Source organism: Pengzhenrongella frigida, assembly GCF_004168625.1.
Lineage (GTDB): Bacteria > Actinomycetota > Actinomycetes > Actinomycetales > Cellulomonadaceae > Pengzhenrongella > Pengzhenrongella frigida.
Genome location: NZ_SDWW01000004.1, coordinates 1 through 20,063, shown reverse-complemented (window position 1 = coordinate 20,063; position 20,063 = coordinate 1). Strand labels below are relative to the sequence as shown.

Below are 20,063 nucleotides of genomic sequence, written 5' to 3'. Positions count from 1 at the left end.
CGGATCCCGGGCGTCAGGCGGGCACCACGTTGACGAGCTTCGGGGCGCGCACGATCACGGTGCGGACCTCGCGCCCGTCGAGCGCCCGCTGGACCCCGGCGTCGGCCAGGGCCAGCTCACGCAGCACGTCGCCGTCGATCGACGGCGACACCTCGATCCGGCTGCGCACCTTGCCCTGCACCTGGAGCACGCAGGTCACGGTGTCCTCGACGAGGTACGCGGCGTCGGCGACCGGGAACGGCTCGAACGCGAGCGAGCCGGCGTGGCCGAGCCGCTGCCAGAGCTCCTCGGCGATGTGCGGCGCGACCGGTGCGGTCATCAGCACGAGCGGCTCGAGGGCCGCGCGCGGCACCCGGTCGAGCGAGGTGAGGTGGTTGTTGAGCACGATCAGCTTGGCGATCGCGGTGTTGAGCCGCATCGCCTCCATCTCGATCCGCACGTCCGCGATCGAGTGGGCCAGCACGCGCAGCGTGGCGGGCTCCGGATCGTCGTCGACCACGACGAGCTCGCCGGTGGCCTCGTCGACGGTGTTGCGCCACAGCCGCTGCAGGAAGCGCTGGGAGCCGACGACGGCGCGCGTGTCCCACGGTCGCGACTGGTCCAGCGGCCCCATCGACATCTCGTACACCCGGAACGTGTCGGCGCCGTAGGCGTCGTACATGTCGTCGGGGGTGACGACGTTCTTCAGCGACTTGCCCATCTTCCCGTACTCCTGCAGCACCGGGACCTCGGCGCCGTCGACGAGCGCGACGAACTCCCCCGGCGCATCCGGACGCTCGGTGACGGTGGCGGCCTCGACGTACGCGCCGTTGTCCGCCCGGACGTAGGCGAACGCCTGGATGTAGCCCTGGTTGAACAGCTTGTGGAAGGGCTCCAGGCTCGACACGTGCCCCAGGTCGAACAGGACCTTGTGCCAGAACCGCGCGTACAGCAGGTGCAGCACCGCGTGCTCGACGCCGCCGACGTACAGGTCGACGCCGCCCGCGGTCCCCGCCTCGGGGTTGTGCTGCGGCCCGAGCCAGTAGCTCTCCAGCTCCGGCGAGACGAGGTGGTCCGCGTCGGTCGGGTCGAGGTAGCGCAGGTAGTACCAGCACGACCCGGCCCAGTTGGGCATCGTGTTGGTCTCCCGGCGGTACTGCTTCGGGCCGTCACCGAGGTCGAGCGTGATCGCGACCCAGTCCGCGTTGCGGCCCAGCGGCGGCTCGGGCGAGGAGCCGGCGTCGTCGGCCGCGTAGGTGCGCGGGGAGTAGTCCGGGACGTCGGGCAGCTCGACCGGGAGCAGCTCGTCCGGGATGGCGATCGGCAGGTCGTTCTCGTCGTACACGATCGGGAACGGCTCGCCCCAGTACCGCTGACGGCTGAACAGCCAGTCGCGCAGCCGGTACGTGGTGGTGCGCGTGCCCAACCCCTTGGACTCGAGCCAGTCGATGATCTTCGGCTTGGACTCGGCGACCTGCAGCCCGTTGAGGCTGATCTCGTCGTTGGCGGAGTTGATCATCGCGCCGGGGCCGGTCCAGGCGCCGCCGTCGAAGCCGGCGGGCGGCTGGACGGTGCGCACGTGCGGCAGCTCGAAGGCGGCGGCGAAGGCCCAGTCCCGCTCGTCCTCGGCCGGCACGGCCATGATGGCGCCGGTGCCGTAGCCCATCAGCACGTAGTCCGCGGTGAACACCGGCACGGGCAGCCCGTTCACCGGGTTGGTCGCGAGGTGCCCGCTGAACACGCCGGTCTTGCGACCGGCGTCGGCCTGGCGCTCGACGGCGGTCTTCGCCGCAGCCTCGGCGCGGTAGGCCGCCACGGCCTCGATCGGCGTGTCGAACCCGCCGGTCCAGGCGCTGCGCGTCCCGTCGGGCCACGCGGCCGGCACCTCGTCGAGCAGCGGGTGCTCGGGGGCGACCACGAGGAAGGTGGCACCGAACAGCGTGTCGGGACGGGTCGTGAAGACCTCGACCTCGAGGCCGCCGATCACGTCGAACACGACGTTCGCGCCGTCCGAGCGCCCGATCCAGTTGCGCTGCATCGCCTTGACCTTCGCGGGCCAGTCGATCAGCTCGAGGTCGTCGGCCAACCGGTCCGCGTACGCGGTGATCCGCATGTTCCATTGGCTCAGGCTGCGCTGGAACACCGGGAAGTTGCCGCGCTCGCTGCGGCCGTCCGCGGTGACCTCCTCGTTCGCCAGCACGGTGCCCAGACCGGGGCACCAGTTGACCGGTGCCTCGGTGATGTACGCGAGGCGCTCGCGGTCGACCAGGCGCCGACGTTCGACGTCGGTCAGGTCGGCCCAGGTGCCGCCGTCGGGCACGGGGCGGGTCCCCGCCTCGTACTGGGCGACGAGCTCCGCGATCGGCCGGGCGCGACCGGCGGAGCCGTCGGGCCGCACCGCGTCGACGTCGTACCAGGACTCGAAGATCTGCAGGAAGATCCACTGGGTCCAGCGGACGTAGCCGGCGTCGGTCGTGGCGAAGGTGCGCCGCGGGTCGTGCGCGAGGCCGAGCCGGCGCAGCTGACGACGCATGTTGGCGATGTTCGCCTCGGTGGTGACCTGGGGGTGCTGACCGGTCTGGACCGCGTACTGCTCGGCGGGCAGGCCGAACGCGTCGTAGCCGAGCGCGTGCAGCACGTTGTCGCCGCGCATCCGGCGGAACCGGCCGACGACGTCGGTCGCGATGTAGCCGAGCGGGTGCCCCACGTGCAGCCCGGCGCCGGAGGGGTACGGGAACATGTCCATCACGTAGAACGTGGCCGCGTCGGGGTCGGCGGGCCTGCCGGCCCCGTCGGTCAGCGCACCCGACGGGTTGGCGGTGTGGAACGTGCCGAGCTCGTCCCACCGGTCCTGCCAGCGCTGCTCGAGCTCGGAGGCGAGCGCGGCGGTGTATCGGAATCGGACGTCGTCCCGGGGGGCGTCGTCGGAGAACACGGGCTGGGCTGCGTCGGGCGAGGTCACCTGCGCGAGTTTACCGGCGCAGCGCACCGCGCCCGCCCGCACAGCGCACCGCGCCCGCCCGGTGGGGCAGGCGCGGAACGGGAGAGTCAGCGCGCTGAGCGGAACTCCGCCGTCAGCGGGCACTGGAACGGGTCGCGGGCCGCGAGGCCGACCTTGTTGAGGTACCGCACGACGATGCCGTACGACTCCATCAGCGAGGTCTCGGTGTAGGCGATGCCCCGGCTCGCGCAGAACTCACGCACGATCGGCTGCACGCGGCGCAGGTGCGGTCGCGGCATGCTCGGGAACAGGTGGTGCTCGACCTGGTAGTTCAGCCCACCCATGAACAGATCGATGAGCCGGCCGCCGCGCACGTTGCGGCTCATGAGCACCTGTCGGCTGAGGAAGTCGATCCGCGAGTTGGCCGGCACGATCGGCATGCCCTTGTGGTTCGGCGCGAACACCGCGCCCATGTACAGCCCGAACAGGCCCAGCTGGACGCCGAGGAAGGCGAACGCCATCCCGACCGGCAGGGCCCAGAACACCAGGCCGAGGTACCCGCCGAGGCGCACCGTCACGAAGGCGATCTCCACCGGGCGGCGCTTGACCTCGCCGCGCCCGAACACGGTCTTGATGCCCGAGGCGTGCAGGTTCAGGCCCTCGAGCAGGAGCAGGGGGAAGAACAACCAGCCCTGGCGCTGCGCGAACCACGCGGGGAACCCGGTCTTCGCGGCGGGGATGTCCTGGGTGTGGAAGACCATCGCCCCGGTGCCGATGTCGGGGTCGGCGCCCACCTGGTTGGGCTTCGCGTGGTGCTTGCTGTGCTTGTGGTTCCACCAGCCGTAGCTCATCCCGGCGTAGAGGTTCGCGATCACCAGGCTGGACCAGTCGTTCCAGCGCCCGGACGCGAAGATCTGTCGGTGGGCGGCGTCGTGCCCGAGGAACATCACCTGACCGAGGACGAAGGCGAGGCCGGCGGCGACCAGAAGCTGCCACCAGGACTCCCCGATGACGACGATCGCGGCGCCGAACGCGAGCAGCAGCCCGGTGAGCACGACGAACCGGGTCCAGTAGTAGCCCTGCCGCCGCTTCATCAGCCCGGCTTCTTGGACCGTGCGGGTCAGGGCGGTGAAGTCGCTCACCTGACGCTCGCGGGGCGAGCTCGCCTTGGCATCGGTGGTGGTGTTCACATGGACCGCCCTCGCGCATCGATTCGTGACGCGAAGCCGGGTGGGGCAACACATCCAGTGGTCCGAAAAAGAGTAACCGCGGACCCCCTGAACCTCGGCCCCGAACGCACATCACCGGTCCGGCGGTTCGTACAGTTCGCGGCGGATTCTCCCCCGCGCGGTCCGGATCCGATCCCCTACAATCCGCTCATGACGGACCAGAAGGACCCTGCAGCGCCCACCGCCGGCCCGCCGCCCGGGTGGGCCGCCGAGGTCACCGCCGGCTACACGTTCGCCGGCGCGAGGCTCGGGCTCGGAGCCCTGGTCACCGGCGACCATGCGGACCCGGCCGTCCAGGTCGGGCTGCCGCTCGCGATGATGAACCGGCACGGGCTGGTCGCCGGGGCCACGGGCACCGGGAAGACCAAGACGCTGCAGGTCCTCGCGGAGGGGCTGTCGGCCGCCGGGGTCCCGGTGTTCCTCGCCGACCTCAAGGGCGACCTGTCGGGGCTGGCGGTCCCCGGGGAGCCGACCGAGAAGCTCCTCGCCCGCACGGCGAGCATCGGCCAGGAGTGGGCCGCCGTCGGGCACCCGGTGGAGTTCTTCACCCTCGGCGGTCTCGGGACCGGGACGCCGCTGCGCACCACCGTGACGGACTTCGGCCCCCTGCTGCTCGCGAAGGTCCTCGGCCTGAACGCGACCCAGGAGTCGAGCCTCGGGCTCGTCTTCCACTGGGCCGACAGCCAGGGGCTCGCGCTGCTCGACCTGCAAGACCTGCGAGCGACGATCGCCTACCTCGTCTCGGACGAGGGCAAGCCCGAGCTCAAGGGCATCGGCGGCCTGTCGGCGGCGACCGCCGGGGTGATCCTGCGGACGATCGTCACGTTGCAGTCCCAGGGCGCGGACGTGTTCTTCGGCGAGCCCGCGTTCGAGGTCGCGGACCTGCTGCGCACGGCCGACGACGGCCGGGGTGTCATCTCCGCCCTCGAGCTGCCCGGGGTGCAGGACCGGCCCGCGCTGTTCTCGACGTTCCTCATGTGGCTGCTCGCCGAGCTCTACTCCGAGCTGCCCGAGGTGGGCGACCTCGCCAAGCCCAAGCTCGTGTTCTTCTTCGACGAGGCCCACCTGCTGTTCACTGACGCGTCGAAGGACTTCCTCACCCAGGTCACCCAGACCGTCCGGCTCATCCGGTCCAAGGGCGTCGGGGTGTTCTTCGTGACGCAGAGCCCGAAGGACGTGCCGCCGGACGTGCTCGCCCAGCTCGGCAACCGGGTCCAGCACGCGCTGCGCGCCTACACGCCCGACGACGCCCGCGCGCTGCGGGCCGCGGTGCGCACCTTCCCCGACTCCCCGTACGACCTCGAGGAGCTGTTGACCACACTGGGCACCGGCGAGGCCGTGGTCACGGTGCTCTCGGAGCGGGGCGCCCCGACGCCGGTCGCCTGGACCCGGCTGCGGGCACCGCAGTCGTCCATGGCGCCAGCGCCGCCGGCGGCGCTGGCGAGCGCAGTGGCCGCATCGGGGGTCGCCCGGAAGTACGCGACCGCCGTCGACCGCGAGTCGGCCTACGAGCTGCTGGCCGCGCGCGCGACGGCGACCGAGTCGGCCCGGGCCGAGCAGGTCGAGCGCGCCGAGCGGACGCCTCAGGCCGAGCGGACCCCGCGCGAACGGGTCGAGCGAGCGGAGCCGAGCGGGTTCGAGCAGGTGGTGACGTCGGCGCCGATGCGCTCGTTCCTGCGATCGGCCGGCACGGTGCTCGGCCGCGAGATCACTCGCTCGCTGTTCGGGACCCGGCGGCGCTGACGGCGGCACGCTCGAGCGGGCCCTCGGGCTGGGGCGTCGCCGGGGCCGGGTGCGAGATCGAGAAGGACGGTCGCGACACCGGCCGGCGGCTCGCGAGCGCGAAGATCACCAGGCCGAGCCCGGTGAGCCCGGCGCCGACCCAGGCCGGGGCGAGGTAGCCGAGGCCCCGCGCGATCACGAGCCCGCCGACGAACGCTCCCGCAGCGTTGCCGACGTTGAGGGCCGAGTGCGACAGCGCCGCGCCGAGCGACGGGGCCGCCGGCGTGAGGTCCATCAGACGGGTCTGGAGCGCGAGGCCGAGGATCTGGGACGTGACCCCGAGCAGGACGATCGCGGTCAGCGCGCCCACCGGCTGCCGCCCGGTCACGGCGACGAGCACCAGCACGACCGCCGTGCTGGCAAACCCGAGGTACACCGTGCCGAGCACGGACCGGTCGGCGAGCCGGCCGCCGATCAGCGTGCCGACGGTCATCCCGACACCGAACAGCGCGAGCACGATCGGCACGGTCGCGGCCGACAGACCGGTGACGTCGGTGATCAGCGGTGCGACGTAGGAGTACACCGCGAACATCCCGCCGAACCCGATCGACGTGGCCGCGAACGCGATCCACAGCGGGGGGCTGCGCAGTGACCGCAGCTCGCTCCGCACGGTCGTCTCCGGGTGGGCGGCGAGCCCCGGCACCCACCGCCAGAGCGCGGCGAGGGTCGTCAGCCCGAGCAGGCCGACGAGCACGAACGCGGCGCGCCAGCTCACGTTCTGCCCGACGACGGTCGACAGCGGGACTCCGACCACGTTCGCGATCGTGAGCCCCGCCATCATCGTCGCGACCGCACGACCGCGCCTCGACGGGCCGACGACGGCCGTGCCCATGACCGCGCCGACCCCGAAGAACGCACCGTGCGGCAGCCCGGCGACGAATCGCGCGGCCATCAGCCAGCCGACGCTGGGGGCGAAGGCCGACAGCACGTTGCCCAGCGTGAAGGCGACCATGAGACCGATCAGGAGCACGCGGCGGTCGATGCGGGCCGCGGTGGCAGTCAGCAGGGGCGCCCCGACGACGACGCCGAGCGCGTACGCGGTGATGACATGGCCGGCCACCGGGATGGAGACCTGCAGGTCGGTCGCGATCTGCGGAAGCAGGCCCATGGTGGCGAACTCGGTGGTCCCGATGCTGAACCCGCCGAGGGCCAGCGCCAGCATCGCCGGACGTACCCGGACCCCGGGCAGGCCGTCGGACGCGACGGCCGGGCTCGCGGCGACGTCGGTGGTGCGGAGTGCCCCGGTGTGCTTCTCGGACCCGGTCATGTGACTCCTCGGCTGCTCAGCGGTGCGTGGCGTGAACGTGTCGAAACGATTCGATCTCGGCCCGCACCACGCCATCGACAGTCTCGGGATTGCGCCGATCATACCGGTGGACCGGCGCGAGGCCACCGTCGTCAGGCGGGCACGGTCAGGCGGGGACGGCCCAGAGGGCCGAGGCGGCCGGCTCGGCCAGATCGACGTGCCGGCCGCCGACCCGCAGCGCGATCAATCCGCTCTGCGGGTGGCGCGCGACGACCGTGACCCGGGCGTCGAGCCCCAGTCCGACCGCCGTGCAGAACCGCAACAGGTCCGGGTCCGCATCGGAGATCCGGGCCACGACCCACTCCCCCGGCTCGAGGTCCCACAGGCGGCGTGCGGGCGGCGTCGGAACTCGACCGTCACGGGTCGGGATCGGGTCGCCGTGCGGGTCTCGGGCGGGCCGTCCGAGGCGCTCGTCGATCCGTTCGATCATTAGGTCCGAGACCGCGTGCTCGAGCACCTCGGCCTCGTCGTGCACCTCGTCCCAGCCGTAGCCGAGCTCCTGCACCAGGAAGGTCTCGAGCAGCCGGTGCCGGCGCACCATCGCCACCGCGTGCGCCCGGCCGAGCTCCGTGAGCCCGATCTCGCCGTACGGGGCGTGCTCGACCAGACCCTGGCTGCTCAGCCGCCGCACCGTCTCCGAGACGGTCGGCGCGCCGACGCCGAGCCGCCCGGCCAGCATCTTGATGGTCACCGGCGCGCTGGACCACTCGCGAGCGGACCAGATGATCTTCAGATAGTCCTGGGCGACCGGGGTGAGGTCGGCGAACTCGGCGCGGGACACCGGTTCAGCCTATGCGCGGGGCCGGCTCGCGCCCGTGCCGGGCCGAGGTCGCCGGCGCGGAGGTCGGATCGGCAGAGGTCGCCGCCCGGTCAGGGCGTGGAGCGGCGGTCGGACAGCCCGCCGTCGTCGTCGACGTCCGGCGGGGTCACGGCGGCCGGGAACGTCACCCGGTACCCGACCGAGGCCGACCCGTTCGGGCGCACCTCGACCAGCTGGTAGTCGAGGAAGCGGCGCTCGACCGGGTCGAACCGCAGGACGGTCATCTCCGCGGTGCCCCGCAGCGGGCCCACGGTCGGCTGCCCGGGGGCTGCCCCCGCCGTGCTGGCGTTGATGTAGCGCACACCGAGCCCGTTCGGGACGGGGCCTTCCCGTACGTGGCGGTGGCCTGAGAGCTGCACGGGCACGCACCCGCGTGCCATCGCGGCCCGTCCCACGTTCGGGTCGTGGATGAGCAGGAGGTCGACGTCGGGGTCGTCGCACGAGGCCCGGGCCAGGCGCTCCCCCATCTCGTCCGCGGTCTCCTCGCCGCCGGGGTTCGTGCCGCCGCCGATGCGGGTCTCGTTCGGGTCGCGATCCCCCAGGATGCGCACCCCGGCCGCCGTGATCACCTCGCCCTCGAGCACGGTCATGCCGGCCTTGCGCTCCTGGCCGGCGGTCTCGGCCGAGTCGTGGTTCCCGTTCGCCACGACGACCGGGATGCCGTTCGGGATCGCGTCGGCGAACGTCGTGACGCAGTACTGCTCGACCGCCGTGCCGTTGATGGTCGTGTCGCCGCCATCGAGGACGAGGTCCGCCTCCGCGAGCTCCGCGACGGACCGGATGAGTCCGGCCATCCCCACGTTGCAGTGCAGGTCGCTGACCAGGAGCATGACGACCGGCTCGGAATCGGCGTCCGCCACGAGCGGGGTCGAGGTGTCCCCCGGACGCTGCAGGATCAGCTCCTGGGCCTTCGCCCGGGCCGCGGTCCCCTCCGCCCGGAGCGTCCAGGCCTCGACCAGCGCGTCGTCCGCCGCCGCGTAGAAGTCCTGGTTCTCGCGGTACGCCTCCACGACCTGCCCGCCGTAGGTGTCAACCACCCCGGCCAGGCGACCGGTGATCCGCGCTCCTTCGAGCGCCGTGCCGTCGAACACGCTCGACGCGGCCCGTCCGGTCGGGCGGAGCTCGTTCGGGCTCAGGCTGCTGACCGAGGTGATCGCGACCGCCAGGGTGAGCAGGCCCGTGCCGACGATCACCCGGCGATGAGGCACGAGCTCAGCGGCCAGCTCCGAGCGGCGCTGCGCCCCCAGCAGCGCGCGACCGGCCAGGCCCAGCACGACGGCGGCGAGCAGCACGGTCCCGGTGCGCAGGAGCGCGTCGAGGATCAGCGCCTGCGCGGCACTCGTCACGGTGGCGCGCGGCGCGCTGAAGAACTGGACGTAGCCCTGCAGGTCCCCGCTCAGGGCCTCGATCGTCTTCACCGGGTCCACGGCCCGGACGTCGGCGGGGATCTCCTGCAGCGTCACCCGCACGCCGAGGGTGAGCGGCAGCGGCGACTCGATCTGGACGGTGCCCAGCGGCCCGACATCGAGGGTCACCAGGTCGTCCGTGGTGACGTCGTATCGCGCCTGGTGGGGACCGAGACTGAGCTGGACCGACGCGGTCGTCACCCCGAAGGTGGCGGCAGCCACGAGGGCGAGCAGCCCCACGACGACGATCCGACCCCAGCGCATCCCTCGCAGGTGCGCCAGCCAGGGCGGCACGCTCGCTCTCGGGGTCGCAGTCATCCCCACAAGCCTCGCTCATCTGCGACAAGACACCAAAACCGCGCCCCGATCAGCCCCGTGCGTCGCGCCAGGCGACCCACTCGCGCGCGAGCGACAGGTCGTAGTCCGGCCCGCCGACCCCGATGGTGAAGAGCGTCGCACCGGCCGCCACGAGCGGCTCGGCGATCTCCGACGGCGACTTCGTGACGGCGGCGGACCGCTCGATCGCACCCGGGTCCCGCCCGACGACGGCGCAGTGCTCGTCGAGGATCGCGCTCTTCCGGGTGAGCGTCCCGACGCTGCCGAATCCGTGCCACACGTCGGCGTGCTCGGCGACCAGGCGCAACGTCTTGCGCTCCCCGCCCCCGCCGATCAGGACCGGGATGTGGCGCACGGGCGGCGGGTTGACGGCCGCGAGGCGCGCCTCGATGCGGGGCAGGGCCTGGCCGAGGTCGGCGATGCGCGTGCCGGGCGTGCCGAACTCGTAGCCGTACGCGTCGTAGTCCCGCTGGAACCAGCCCGCGCCGATCCCGAGGATCAGCCGCCCGCCCGAGATGTGGTCGACCGTGCGCGCCATGTCGGCCAGGAGATCGGGGTTGCGGTAGCTGTTGCAGGTCACGAGCGCGCCGATCTCGACCCGCGAGGTCTGCTCGGCCCACGCTCCGAGCACGGTCCAGCACTCGAAGTGCTTGCCGTCCGGCTCGCCGGTGAGCGGGAAGAAGTGATCCCACGTGAACAGCACGTCCACCCCTGCGTCCTCGGCGCGCCGCACTGCGTCGCGGATCTGGGCGTAGTCGGCGTGCTGCGGCTGGAGCTGGACTCCGATGCGGATGGGGGGGTTCATACCGGTGACTGTGGCACCCACCGCGGGATCGGCGCCACCACTCCTTAGGCTGGGGTCCCACCGGCACCGATCAGCGGCGTCCGGTGCAGGCAGAGAGGCGCGCGCGACATGGGGTCGGGTACCGAAGCGCACGAGACCACCGGCGCGTACGTCACCGCGGGCGAGTCGTTCACGCGGGACATGAACTATCTGACGACCCGCATCACGCGTGACGGCGCGCAGGGCTACCCGGTCGAGGCCGGCCGGTACCGCCTGGTGGTCTCCCGCGCCTGTCCCTGGGCGCACCGCGCCATCATCGTCCGCCGGCTGCTCGGCCTCGAGCAGGCCCTGCCGATGGGCATCTGCGGGCCGACCCACGACCGGCGAAGCTGGACCTTCGACCTGGACCCGGGCGGCGTCGACCCGGTGCTCGGGATCGCTCGCCTGCAGGACGCCTACTTCGCGCGGGTGCCGGGCTACGAGCGCGGCATCACCGTCCCGGCGATCGTCGAGGTGTCGACCGGGCAGGTGGTCACGAACGACTACGCCCAGCTGACGCTCGACCTCGACGTCGAGTGGGCGGCGCACCACCGCGCCGGTGCCCCGGACCTGTACCCCGAGCACCTGCGCGGCGAGATCGACGAGGTCGCGCTGGCGATCTTCCGCGACGTCAACAACGGCGTGTACCGGTGCGGGTTCGCGGGGTCGCAGGAAGCGTACGAGCGCGCCTACGTGCGGCTGTTCGACCGCCTGGACCGGCTGACGGAACGGCTGCGCGACCAGCGGTTCCTGGTGGGCGACACGATCACGGAGGCGGACGTCCGGCTGTTCACCACCCTGGTCCGGTTCGACGCCGTCTACCACGGTCACTTCAAGTGCAACCGCTCCAAGCTGAGCGAGATGCCGGTGCTCTGGGCCTACGCGCGCGACCTGTTCCAGACCCCCGGGTTCGGCGACACGGTCGACTTCGAGCACATCAAGGCGCACTACTACGTCGTGCAGACGGACCTCAACCCGACGCAGATCGTCCCGAGCGGACCGGACCTGGCCAACTGGCTGACCCCGCACGGACGCGAGAGCCTCGGCGGCCGACCCTTCGGCGCCGGCAGCCCGCCCGGGCCGCCGCGTGCGGCGGAGACGGTCCCGGCCGCGCACACCCCGGCGGGCTCGGTGGCCTCGTTCGGGAGCGACGCCGACTGACCTCTGGGAACCTGGATCGATGAAGACGCATCGGGAGATCGAGGCCAAGCTCGAGGTGGCGCCCGATGCGGTGCTGCCGGACCTCGCCGCCCTTGCCGGAGTCGCCACGATCGACGCCCCGGCCACGTTCACGCTCGAGGCCGTCTACCTGGACACCCCCGACCTGCGCCTCGCCCGCGCCAGGATCACGCTGCGCCGGCGCACCGGCGGCACCGACGCCGGGTGGCACCTGAAGCTGCCCGTCTCGGCGCAGGAGCGGATCGAGCTCGGCGTCGCCCTCGGGTCCGCGGACGACCCCGCCGCCGACCCGGTGCCCGCCGAGATCGCCGCGGCCGTCGCCGCCCGGGTCCGCACGGCCCCGATCGAGCCCGTCGTCGTGCTGCACACCCGCCGCACCGTGCGGGTGCTGCGCGACCGGGCCGGCCGCGTGCTCGCGGAGCTGGCCGACGACTCGGTCACCGCTCGTTCCCCGGCCGCCCGCGACGAGATCCTCGACACCTGGCGCGAGTGGGAGCTCGAGCTCGTCGAAGGTGACCTCGACCTCCTCGCGGCCGCGGTGGACCTCCTCCAGGCCGCCGACGGCGCCATGCCCGCCCACTCGTCGAAGCTGGCCCGGGCCCTGGGTGACCGGTTGCCGGACCCCGCCGAGCAGGACCGGCAGGCGGTCCCCGCGGCCGGGACGGCCGGCGCGGCGCTCCGCGACCATCTGCGCGCCCAGCGCGACAACCTGCTCACCCGAGACCCGCAGGTCCGGCGCGACGAGCCGGATGCGGTGCACCAGATGCGGGTGTCCACCCGCCAGCTGCGCAGCGCGCTGGCGACCTTCCGCCCGCTGCTCAGCGGCGACACCGGCGAGCACCTGCGCGCGGAGCTGGGCTGGCTCGGCGAGCTCCTGGGGGTCGCCCGGGACGCGGAGGTGGCCCGCGCCCGCCTGGCCGAGCTGGTGGCGGCGGAGCCCGCGGAGCTCGTTGCCGGGCCGGTCGGCGAACGCCTCGACGCCGACCGCGCCGACGCGTACCGCGCAGCGCACGACCACGCCCTCACCGAGCTCGACTCGGCCCGGTACTTCCGACTTCTCGACACGCTGGACGACCTGGCGGACGCCCCGCCGCTCGCCGCCGCGGCCCGCGGGCCTGCCCGGAAGGTCCTGCCGGCCCGGGTGCGGCGCGAGTGGAAGCGGCTGGAGCGCGCGTTCCGGGCGGCCACCAAGGCGCCACCCGGCCCGCGCCGGGACGAGCACCTGCACGAGACCCGCAAGGCAGCCAAGCGCGCCCGGTACGCCGCCGAGGCCGTGTCCCCGGTGCTGGGTCGACCGGCCGAGAAGTTCGCCCGCGCCGCCAAGGACCTGCAGACCCTGCTCGGCGACCACCACGACTCCGTCGAGCTGCGATCCGTCCTGCTCCGGGTCGGATCGCAGGCCCAGCTCGCCGGCGAGAGCGCGTTCACCTACGGCCGGCTCCATGCGCTCGAGCAGGCGCACGCCGCGGCTCTCGAGGCGCAGCTGCCCCGGGCCTGGCGCCGCATGTCGGCCCGGGGGAAGCGGCGCTGGTTGCGCTGAGCCGTGCGACTCAGTGGTCCGCGGTGACCTTGATCAGGTTGCGCCACGGGTCCTCGAAGCTGAGCGTGGCGCCGTCGTCGGCCACGGCCACGCCGTGGTGCGCGAGCCGCCCGGCCAGCGCCGCGACGTCGTCGGCGGCGGGGACGCGGATGGCGACCTCGCCCAGGCCGAGGGCGGAGGCGCGCGGTCCGGCGCCCGCGCTGTTCCACGTGTTCATCGCAAGGTGGTGGTGGTACCCGCCCGCAGCGACGAACAGCGCGCCGTGCCAGGACGCGGTGACCTCGAACCCCAGCGCATCGACGTAGAACGCCCGGGCGCTCGGGACGTTGCCGACCTGAAGATGGACATGGCCGACGACGGCGTCGCCCGCGCCGGACTGGTCGGCGGCGGACTCGCTGAGGTGCTCGCGCAGGAACTCGTTCGGGTCGAGGCGCAGCGAGTCCATCGTCACGCGACCGTTCTCCCAGCCCCACTCGGCGCGGGCGCGGTCCCAGTAGAGCTCGATCCCGTTGCCCTCGGGGTCGGTGAAGTAGAACGCCTTCGACACGAGGTGGTCGGCGCTGCCGGTGTAGGTGCCCGGCGCCTGGGTGGCGATCGAGGCGACCGTCGCCGCGAGCCCGGCCTGGTCGTCGAACAGGATCGCGGTGTGGAACAGGCCCGCCTGCCCGCGGCGCGCCGCGGGCAGATCCGGGGTGTGGCGCAGCACGACCAGCGGCGTTCCGCCCCGTCCCAGGGTGACCGTCGCGGCCGCGCGGACCGGCAGGATGCCCACGGTCGGCGCGGGGACGTCGAGCACCTGGAGCGCGAGGACGTCCCGGTAGTACGAGGTCATCCTGTCGAGGTCGCCGACGTGGAGGGTCACGGCGTCGAGCCCGGTGTCGGCCGCGATCAGGTCGGCGGTCGAGCGGACGGTGTCCTGGGTCATGGTTCCTCCGGTGGTTCGCGTGTTCCCAATGTACTTGAGTGCTCAATCACTTTGCAAGGGGATCTGTTCCGCGAGGTGGACCGGGTCGGGGTGGGCACGCCGCCTCGGGCGGTCCGGAGATGCGACGAAGCGCGCCCGACCAGTGGTCAGACGCGCTCCGCACACCGACGACGCGTCGCGGGCAGCGTGCCCGCGACGCGTCCGGGTCAGCTGACGGGGATGACGGACCTGTCGGTGAGTACCCGATCCATCCGAGGCATCAGCAGGTGGATGACGCTGAGCGCGATCAGGTAGGCCATCGAGCAGACGATGAAGATCGGCGTGTAGTTGCCGACGCTAGCCAGGATGTGGCCGGCGTAGATCGACATGAACATGCCGCCGACACCGCCGAGCGCACCACCGATTCCCACCACGGTGGCGACCGCACCCCGGGGGAACACATCGCTGGGCAGCGTGTAGAGGTTGGCCGAGAAGCCCTGGTGGGCGGCGGTGGCGAGTCCGATGATCGCCACAGCGAGCCACAGGCTGCTCAACTGTCCCGCGAAGGCCACCGGAAGAGCCGCCATCGCACAGATCAGCATCGTCGTCTTGCGCGACCGGTTGATCGACCATCCACGCTTCATGAATCGGCCGGACAGCCAGCCGCCGGAGACGCTCCCGAAGTCGGAGACCAGGTAGATGACCACCAACGGCGGGCCGAAGCTCTTCAGATCCAGGCCGTAGGCCTTACCCAGGAAGTCGGGCAGCCAGAACAGGAACATCCACCAGATCGGATCGGTCAGGAACTTGCCCAACGCGAACGCCCAGGTCTCGCGCTGCTTGAGGATGAGCCGCCAGTCGATCTTCTCGATCGCCTCTTCGGGATCCTGAGTGATGTGGGCCAGCTCAGCAGCGTTCACCCGCTTGTGATCCTGCGGCCGGCGGTACATCAGGAACCAGATCGGCAACCAGATCAGGCCCGCGACGCCGGTGACGACGAATGCGGCCTCCCAACCCCAGGCGAGCACGATCATCGGCACAACGAGCGGAGTGACGATTGCGCCCACGTTGGTGCCGGCGTTGAACAGTCCGGTGGCGAACGCTCGTTCCTTCTTCGGGAACCACTCGGTGACGGCCTTGATGCTGCCGGGGAACCCGCCACCCTCACCCAGACCGAGGATGAACCGGGCAAAGATGAAACCGGAAAGGCCACGCATGCCGGCGTGCATGATGTGTGCGACCTGCCAGATGGCGAACGCGACCCCCAGGCCCCAGCGGGCGCCGACACGGTCGATGACCCTGCCCCAGACCAGGTAGGAGGCGGCGTAGGCGGCCTGGAACCACATGATCGCCCGGGCGTAGTCCTGCTCCGACCAGCCGAACTCGTTGGACAGGTCGGCCTTCAACAGGCCGAGCGTCTGCCGGTCCACATAGTTGATCACCATGGCGGCGAACAACAGCCCCACAATGACCCACCGGTATCGCGACATGCGCTCCGTGGCGGTCGAGACCGCGGTTTCTTCAAGCGTTCTGCTCATTTCACCCTTTCAGTTCTTCCCGTGCGTCGTTGCACAAAGGCTTGATGGCGTCCGAGGGCTCTCGCCCGGACGGGATCCGTCGACGAAGGCGATGTCGACGTCGAACATGTCCCCGAACTCGATGTGTGCGCTCTGCCCCGCGACGACGTCGTGGACGCCGGTCACGGCACCGGTGGCGATCAGGTCACCCGCAGTGAGGCCGCGCCCGCGCGCCGTGATCGTCTCGAGCGCGAACCGGAAGGCCTCCAGCGGCCCCCCGGGAATGGTCGAGACGGGGGCTGAGCCCACCAGCTCGCCGTCCACCCAGGTGTGACACCGCATCGAGGCCCAGGTGTCGGGGTCGACGTCCGCCGATGGTCCGACGAGGAGGCCCGCGTTGTTGCCGAAGTCGGACGCCACAGCGATCGGGCCGAGTGCGTTGAGGCCGGCCACCGGGCTGCCCGCCAGCTCCACGGCCGGATGCAGCCCGGCGAGGCACCGGCGAGCGTCCTCGAGCGACCAGGCCCTCGCCCCGGGCTCGATGTCGACTCCCACCTCCAGGACGATCTCGGCTTCGACACACGCGGTGCCGCCGACGATCACCGGCAGGGGCGTGGTGCCGTCCGTGGACTTCGTCCACACGTTGGGCGCGAAGATCGGCCCCACCAGGCGTTCCACACCGGCGACATCCCGCCACGCGGGTTGGACCAGCCCGACCTTCCAGCCCCGCACCTGCTCCCCGCACATCGCGATGGCGAGGTCCTGAACCTGGTACGCCTCTTCGAGGGTGGCCGGGATCTCCCCCGGGTAGCTCATCAAGTGAGTCGTGCGTCGGCGGGCGGATACCAACGCCCTCGCGATCTCGGTTGCCTTGAGCACGTCCATGTGCCTCCCCTTCTGTCGGGTAAGCGGTTACCGTAGTAGTGGAGTAACCGGTTACGCAACTCGGATCCTCGGACTGGGTAGGCTGCTGGGACGCCGCACGGCGTTTGCACGGGAAGTGAGTGGGATGACGTCGACGCATGACGACGAGCGGACGGACCGGCGGCGCGGCGGCCTCACGATGCGCGATATCGCCGCACTGGCAGGCGTGTCGAGCAAGTCGGTGTCACTTGTCGTGAACGGACTGCCAGGGGTGGGCGAGCAGACCCGGCTCCGGATTCAAGAGCTGATCGAGCAGCACGGATACACCCCACGGGCGCAGGCTCAGGGGCTGGCCACCGGGCGGGCCTTCCTGATCGCTCATGTGTTCAACAACCCCAACCCCGAGTACCTGATGCTGATGCAGCAGGGGTTGTTGGACGCCCTCGAAGAGACAGGCCACGCGCTGGTCAGCTTCCCGATGCAGCGCGACGACCCGCAGTTCCTCGACCGCCTGCGGAGCTTCGTGGACCGGCACCGCTTGGACGGAGTCGTGTTCACCTCGTCCGTCTCGGAGGACCGCCGCATACGGCCCCTCATGGAGGACCTTGGTGTCCCCTACGTCCGGGTGGCCGCGAAGGCGCTGGACACCCGTCCCCGGAGCGTGGTGGGCGGCGATCGGGCGGCGGCGGGACTCGCAGCAGAACACCTCTACGCGTTGGGTCACCGTGAGATCGCAATGGTGGCCGGCCCGCCGTCATTCCTTTCAGCCCGAGAGCGACAGTCGGGCTTCCTCGCCACCCTCGAGGGATTCGGGGCGGCCCTTGCGCCCAGCCTGATCAAAGGGGGCGAGTACACCTTCGCCTCGGGGTTGGCGGCCGGTGAGTCACTGCTGGGCGGACCTCAGCCGCCGACCGCCGTGTTCGCCGCCAACGACGAGATGGCGGTGGGGGTCATGCAAGCGGCGCAGCGAGCCGGTTTGCGTGTTCCCAACGATCTCACCGTCGTCGGCTTCGACGACTTCAGCATCGCCACCCGCGTCTTCCCGCGCTTGACGACCGTGCGGATCCCGACGCGCGAGATGGGACGGCTGGCCTCGTTGAAGCTTCTCCAGCGAGCCCAAGGCACCAGCTGCGCCCCAGGTGAGCTCATCATTCGGGAGACGTCCGCGCCGCCGAGGTCCTAGGACATGAGCTCGTACAGCGCCTGCGCGGTGACGTGGAGCAGCTCGGCGACCTCCGGGCAGCGACAGCACCGCGAGGACGCGCAGGGAGGTGTCGTGCGTGTCCAGGACCCTCAGGTGCGCGGCGCGCACCACCACACGTCGAGACGCGCCGAGATCGGGTCGTGCCCGACAAACACCACAGGCCATGCCCTTGCCCCCAAACTCGGAGACTCAGACACGGCCTGGGCCCTGCGAACTGCTACCTCGGTGGAGCTGAGGGGACTCGAACCCCTGACCCCGTGAATCCAGGGGAATGATCTCCAACCCACGAGGAATCGTGGCGACTCGAAGTTTTAGCCGCCTGAACTGGGCGAATGGCTGGGCGAGGTGAACGTTGCGTGGCAAGCGCCATCGAAGTCTCTAGTGCAAGATCGAGCCGATCGAGGCGTCTCACGACACCAAAGTGCCCAATACTTGCCCACCCCGCGCGCCCGCATCCCCGCACCGACATCCGACGCGACATCCAGCGCGATCCGACCCCAGCCGCACGGACCTTCGGGTGGGGCTTGATCTTGCGTGGTCGTCTGTCGTGGACCACGAGGCCGACACGATGACGGGAATGGCTACCTTCGAGTTCTGCACACCCCCTTCCCGCCTTCGCCCGTGCGAACAGGCTCAGTAGGTGAATGCACCCAGCCGGCCGCGCAGGTCGGCTGACAGGCGGGCGAGCTCGCTCACGGAGCCGCCCATCTCCACGAGCACCTCGCTCGAGGAGGCCGCGCCGGAGGCGACACCCGAGATGTTGGACGCGATCTCGCTGGACCCGGTCGCAGCCTCGGTCACCGACCGGGACATCTCGTTCGTCGTGGCCGTCTGCTCCTCCACCGCGCTGGCGATGGTGAGCTGGTAGTCGTTGATGCTCGCGATGATCGCGCTGATCTCCTCGATCGCCTCGACCGCACCGGTGGTGTCCACCTGGATGGCCTCCACCCGCCGGGTGATCTCCTCCGTCGCCCGTGCCGTCTCCCGCGCCAGCTCCTTGACCTCCCCGGCCACGACCGCGAACCCCTTACCTGCCTCGCCCGCACGCGCCGCCTCGATCGTCGCGTTCAACGCGAGCAGGTTGGTCTGCTCCGCGATGCTCGTGATCTGCTTGACCACGGTGCCGATCTCCTGGCTGCTGACGCCGAGCTTGGCGATCGTGTCGTTCGTGGCCGCGACCACTCCGGTCGCCTTCGTCGCGACCTTTGCTGCCTCGTTCGCGTTCTGCGCGATCTCGCGGATCGACGCCCCCATCTGCTCCGCACCCGCGGCCACCGTCTGCACGTTCCTCGACACCTGCTCCGCAGCCGCCGCCACCACCCCGGCCTGCACGCTGGTCTCCTCCGACCCGGCCGCGACCTGCGTGTTCGCCGCGGACAGCTCCTCCGCCGCCGCTACCGTCTGCGCCGTCTCTCCGACCCCGCTCAAGGTCGCTCGGAGCGAGACCTGTGCCTGCGCGAGTGCGCTCGCCATCCGACCAAGCTCGTCGGCAGAGCTGACCTCTGGGTCAAGCGTCAAGTCGCCTGAGGCGATCGCGTCGAGCGAGCGCCCAACCGAGCGAATGGTCCCGCCAATCTGCCGCATGACCACGATCGCGATCAAGATCGATATGGCAAGCCCCGCCGCGAGAGAGGCGATCAGCATCGTGCGAGCGCTCCGAGCCGCCGCGGCACCCGCCTCGCTCTCCTGCGCCGCAGCGTCTGACTGTGCGGTCGTCTCGGCCTCGAGCGCGTCCAAAGCGGCATCGGCGTGGACATAGACGACCTCGGCATACAGGCGCCCGACCTCGGTGATGTCACCGGCCGCCGACGCGGCGAAGAACTCGCCGTCAACGGCCTCGTGGAATGCCACCACCTCCGTGAGGAAGGTGTCGACATTGCCCGCATCGATCGCCGCCGGCCGGTAGGCCCCGACCAGTTCGGTCAGATCTGCCTGTCGGCTGAGGAGTTCCGCGCGCAGCTCAAGGCGCTCGTCATCGCCCGCCGCCAACAGGGCGTTCGCGCGGACCCGGCTGCCCTGGATCGTGCGCTGGACCACGCCCAGTTCGACGAGCGGCTCCACATGCTCGGTGTACAGCCGGGCCTCTCCCGCGGCAAGGTCCGCGATTCGGATCGCTCCCAATACGCCCATGAAGGTGGCCACGAGTCCCATCGCTCCTAGCCTCGCGCTTTCATGGCGCGGTGGCGTGAGGTCGTGTCGATGACGTGAAAAGTGCTCCTGACCTGGAACGATT

General features: G+C 71.3%; 14 protein-coding genes. 4 read left to right on the top strand and 10 right to left on the bottom strand.

Annotated elements, in window-relative coordinates:
- Nucleotides 1–13: 13 nt before the first annotated feature.
- Nucleotides 14–2,941: a leucine--tRNA ligase gene (leuS, locus tag EUA98_RS02245; protein ID WP_434063467.1), complete on the bottom strand. Its 2,928-nt coding sequence runs from the start codon at nucleotides 2,939–2,941 to the stop codon at nucleotides 14–16.
- An 86-nt stretch (nucleotides 2,942–3,027) separates the two neighbouring features.
- Nucleotides 3,028–4,014 (bottom strand): fatty acid desaturase family protein, encoded by a 987-nt coding sequence (locus tag EUA98_RS02240; protein WP_242511231.1) that lies wholly within the window; start codon nucleotides 4,012–4,014, stop codon nucleotides 3,028–3,030.
- A gap of 285 nt (nucleotides 4,015–4,299) precedes the next feature.
- Between EUA98_RS02240 and EUA98_RS02235 the strand changes: the two genes are divergently transcribed.
- Complete coding sequence (locus EUA98_RS02235) at nucleotides 4,300–5,892, top strand: helicase HerA-like domain-containing protein (protein WP_130101040.1); 1,593 nt, start codon at nucleotides 4,300–4,302, stop codon at nucleotides 5,890–5,892.
- On the opposite strand, the gene EUA98_RS02230 is transcribed toward EUA98_RS02235, so the two are convergent.
- From EUA98_RS02230 to EUA98_RS02215, 4 genes are all read right to left on the bottom strand, one after another.
- A complete protein-coding gene (locus tag EUA98_RS02230) occupies nucleotides 5,858–7,198 on the bottom strand; it encodes an MFS transporter (RefSeq protein ID WP_130101039.1) in 1,341 nt (446 codons plus the stop codon). The two genes, EUA98_RS02235 and EUA98_RS02230, sit on opposite strands and share 35 nt — an antisense overlap.
- Before the next feature lie 145 nt (nucleotides 7,199–7,343).
- Nucleotides 7,344–8,018, bottom strand: coding sequence for a metal-dependent transcriptional regulator (locus EUA98_RS02225; RefSeq protein ID WP_242511222.1), 675 nt, complete (start codon nucleotides 8,016–8,018; stop codon nucleotides 7,344–7,346).
- Between the two features lie 89 nt (nucleotides 8,019–8,107).
- Complete coding sequence (locus EUA98_RS02220; protein WP_242511221.1) at nucleotides 8,108–9,781, bottom strand: metallophosphoesterase family protein; 1,674 nt, start codon at nucleotides 9,779–9,781, stop codon at nucleotides 8,108–8,110.
- Between the two features lie 49 nt (nucleotides 9,782–9,830).
- Nucleotides 9,831–10,604, bottom strand: coding sequence for an LLM class F420-dependent oxidoreductase (locus tag EUA98_RS02215; protein ID WP_130101038.1), 774 nt, complete (start codon nucleotides 10,602–10,604; stop codon nucleotides 9,831–9,833).
- Nucleotides 10,605–10,712: 108 nt separating this feature from the next.
- On the opposite strand from EUA98_RS02215, the gene EUA98_RS02210 reads away from it, so the two are divergent.
- Nucleotides 10,713–11,783 carry a glutathione S-transferase family protein gene (locus EUA98_RS02210; protein ID WP_130101037.1) on the top strand — a complete coding sequence of 357 codons (1,071 nt, stop codon included), beginning with the start codon at nucleotides 10,713–10,715 and terminating at the stop codon, nucleotides 11,781–11,783.
- A gap of 19 nt (nucleotides 11,784–11,802) precedes the next feature.
- A complete protein-coding gene (locus tag EUA98_RS02205) occupies nucleotides 11,803–13,341 on the top strand; it encodes a CYTH and CHAD domain-containing protein (protein ID WP_130101036.1) in 1,539 nt (512 codons plus the stop codon).
- 10 nt (nucleotides 13,342–13,351) lie between these two features.
- Here EUA98_RS02205 and EUA98_RS02200 read toward each other — a convergent pair whose 3' ends face one another.
- The 3 genes from EUA98_RS02200 to EUA98_RS02190 all read right to left on the bottom strand — a co-directional run bounded on the left by EUA98_RS02200 (nucleotide 13,352) and on the right by EUA98_RS02190 (nucleotide 16,647).
- The gene (locus tag EUA98_RS02200) at nucleotides 13,352–14,266 is read right to left on the bottom strand and encodes a VOC family protein (protein WP_130101035.1); all 915 of its coding nucleotides are present in this window, start codon (nucleotides 14,264–14,266) and stop codon (nucleotides 13,352–13,354) included.
- A gap of 206 nt (nucleotides 14,267–14,472) precedes the next feature.
- Nucleotides 14,473–15,783, bottom strand: a complete 1,311-nt coding sequence (locus EUA98_RS02195; RefSeq protein WP_130101034.1) for an MFS transporter — start codon at nucleotides 15,781–15,783, stop codon at nucleotides 14,473–14,475.
- Nucleotides 15,784–15,792: 9 nt separating this feature from the next.
- On the bottom strand, nucleotides 15,793–16,647 hold the full coding sequence (locus tag EUA98_RS02190; RefSeq protein WP_130101033.1) for a 2-keto-4-pentenoate hydratase: 855 nt from the start codon (nucleotides 16,645–16,647) through the stop codon (nucleotides 15,793–15,795).
- A gap of 124 nt (nucleotides 16,648–16,771) precedes the next feature.
- Between EUA98_RS02190 and EUA98_RS02185 the strand changes: the two genes are divergently transcribed.
- Complete coding sequence (locus tag EUA98_RS02185) at nucleotides 16,772–17,809, top strand: LacI family DNA-binding transcriptional regulator (protein WP_165372688.1); 1,038 nt, start codon at nucleotides 16,772–16,774, stop codon at nucleotides 17,807–17,809.
- Nucleotides 17,810–18,463: 654 nt separating this feature from the next.
- Here EUA98_RS02185 and EUA98_RS02180 read toward each other — a convergent pair.
- Nucleotides 18,464–19,981, bottom strand: a complete 1,518-nt coding sequence (locus tag EUA98_RS02180) for a methyl-accepting chemotaxis protein (RefSeq protein WP_165372687.1) — start codon at nucleotides 19,979–19,981, stop codon at nucleotides 18,464–18,466.
- Between the last annotated feature and the right edge of the window lie 82 nt (nucleotides 19,982–20,063).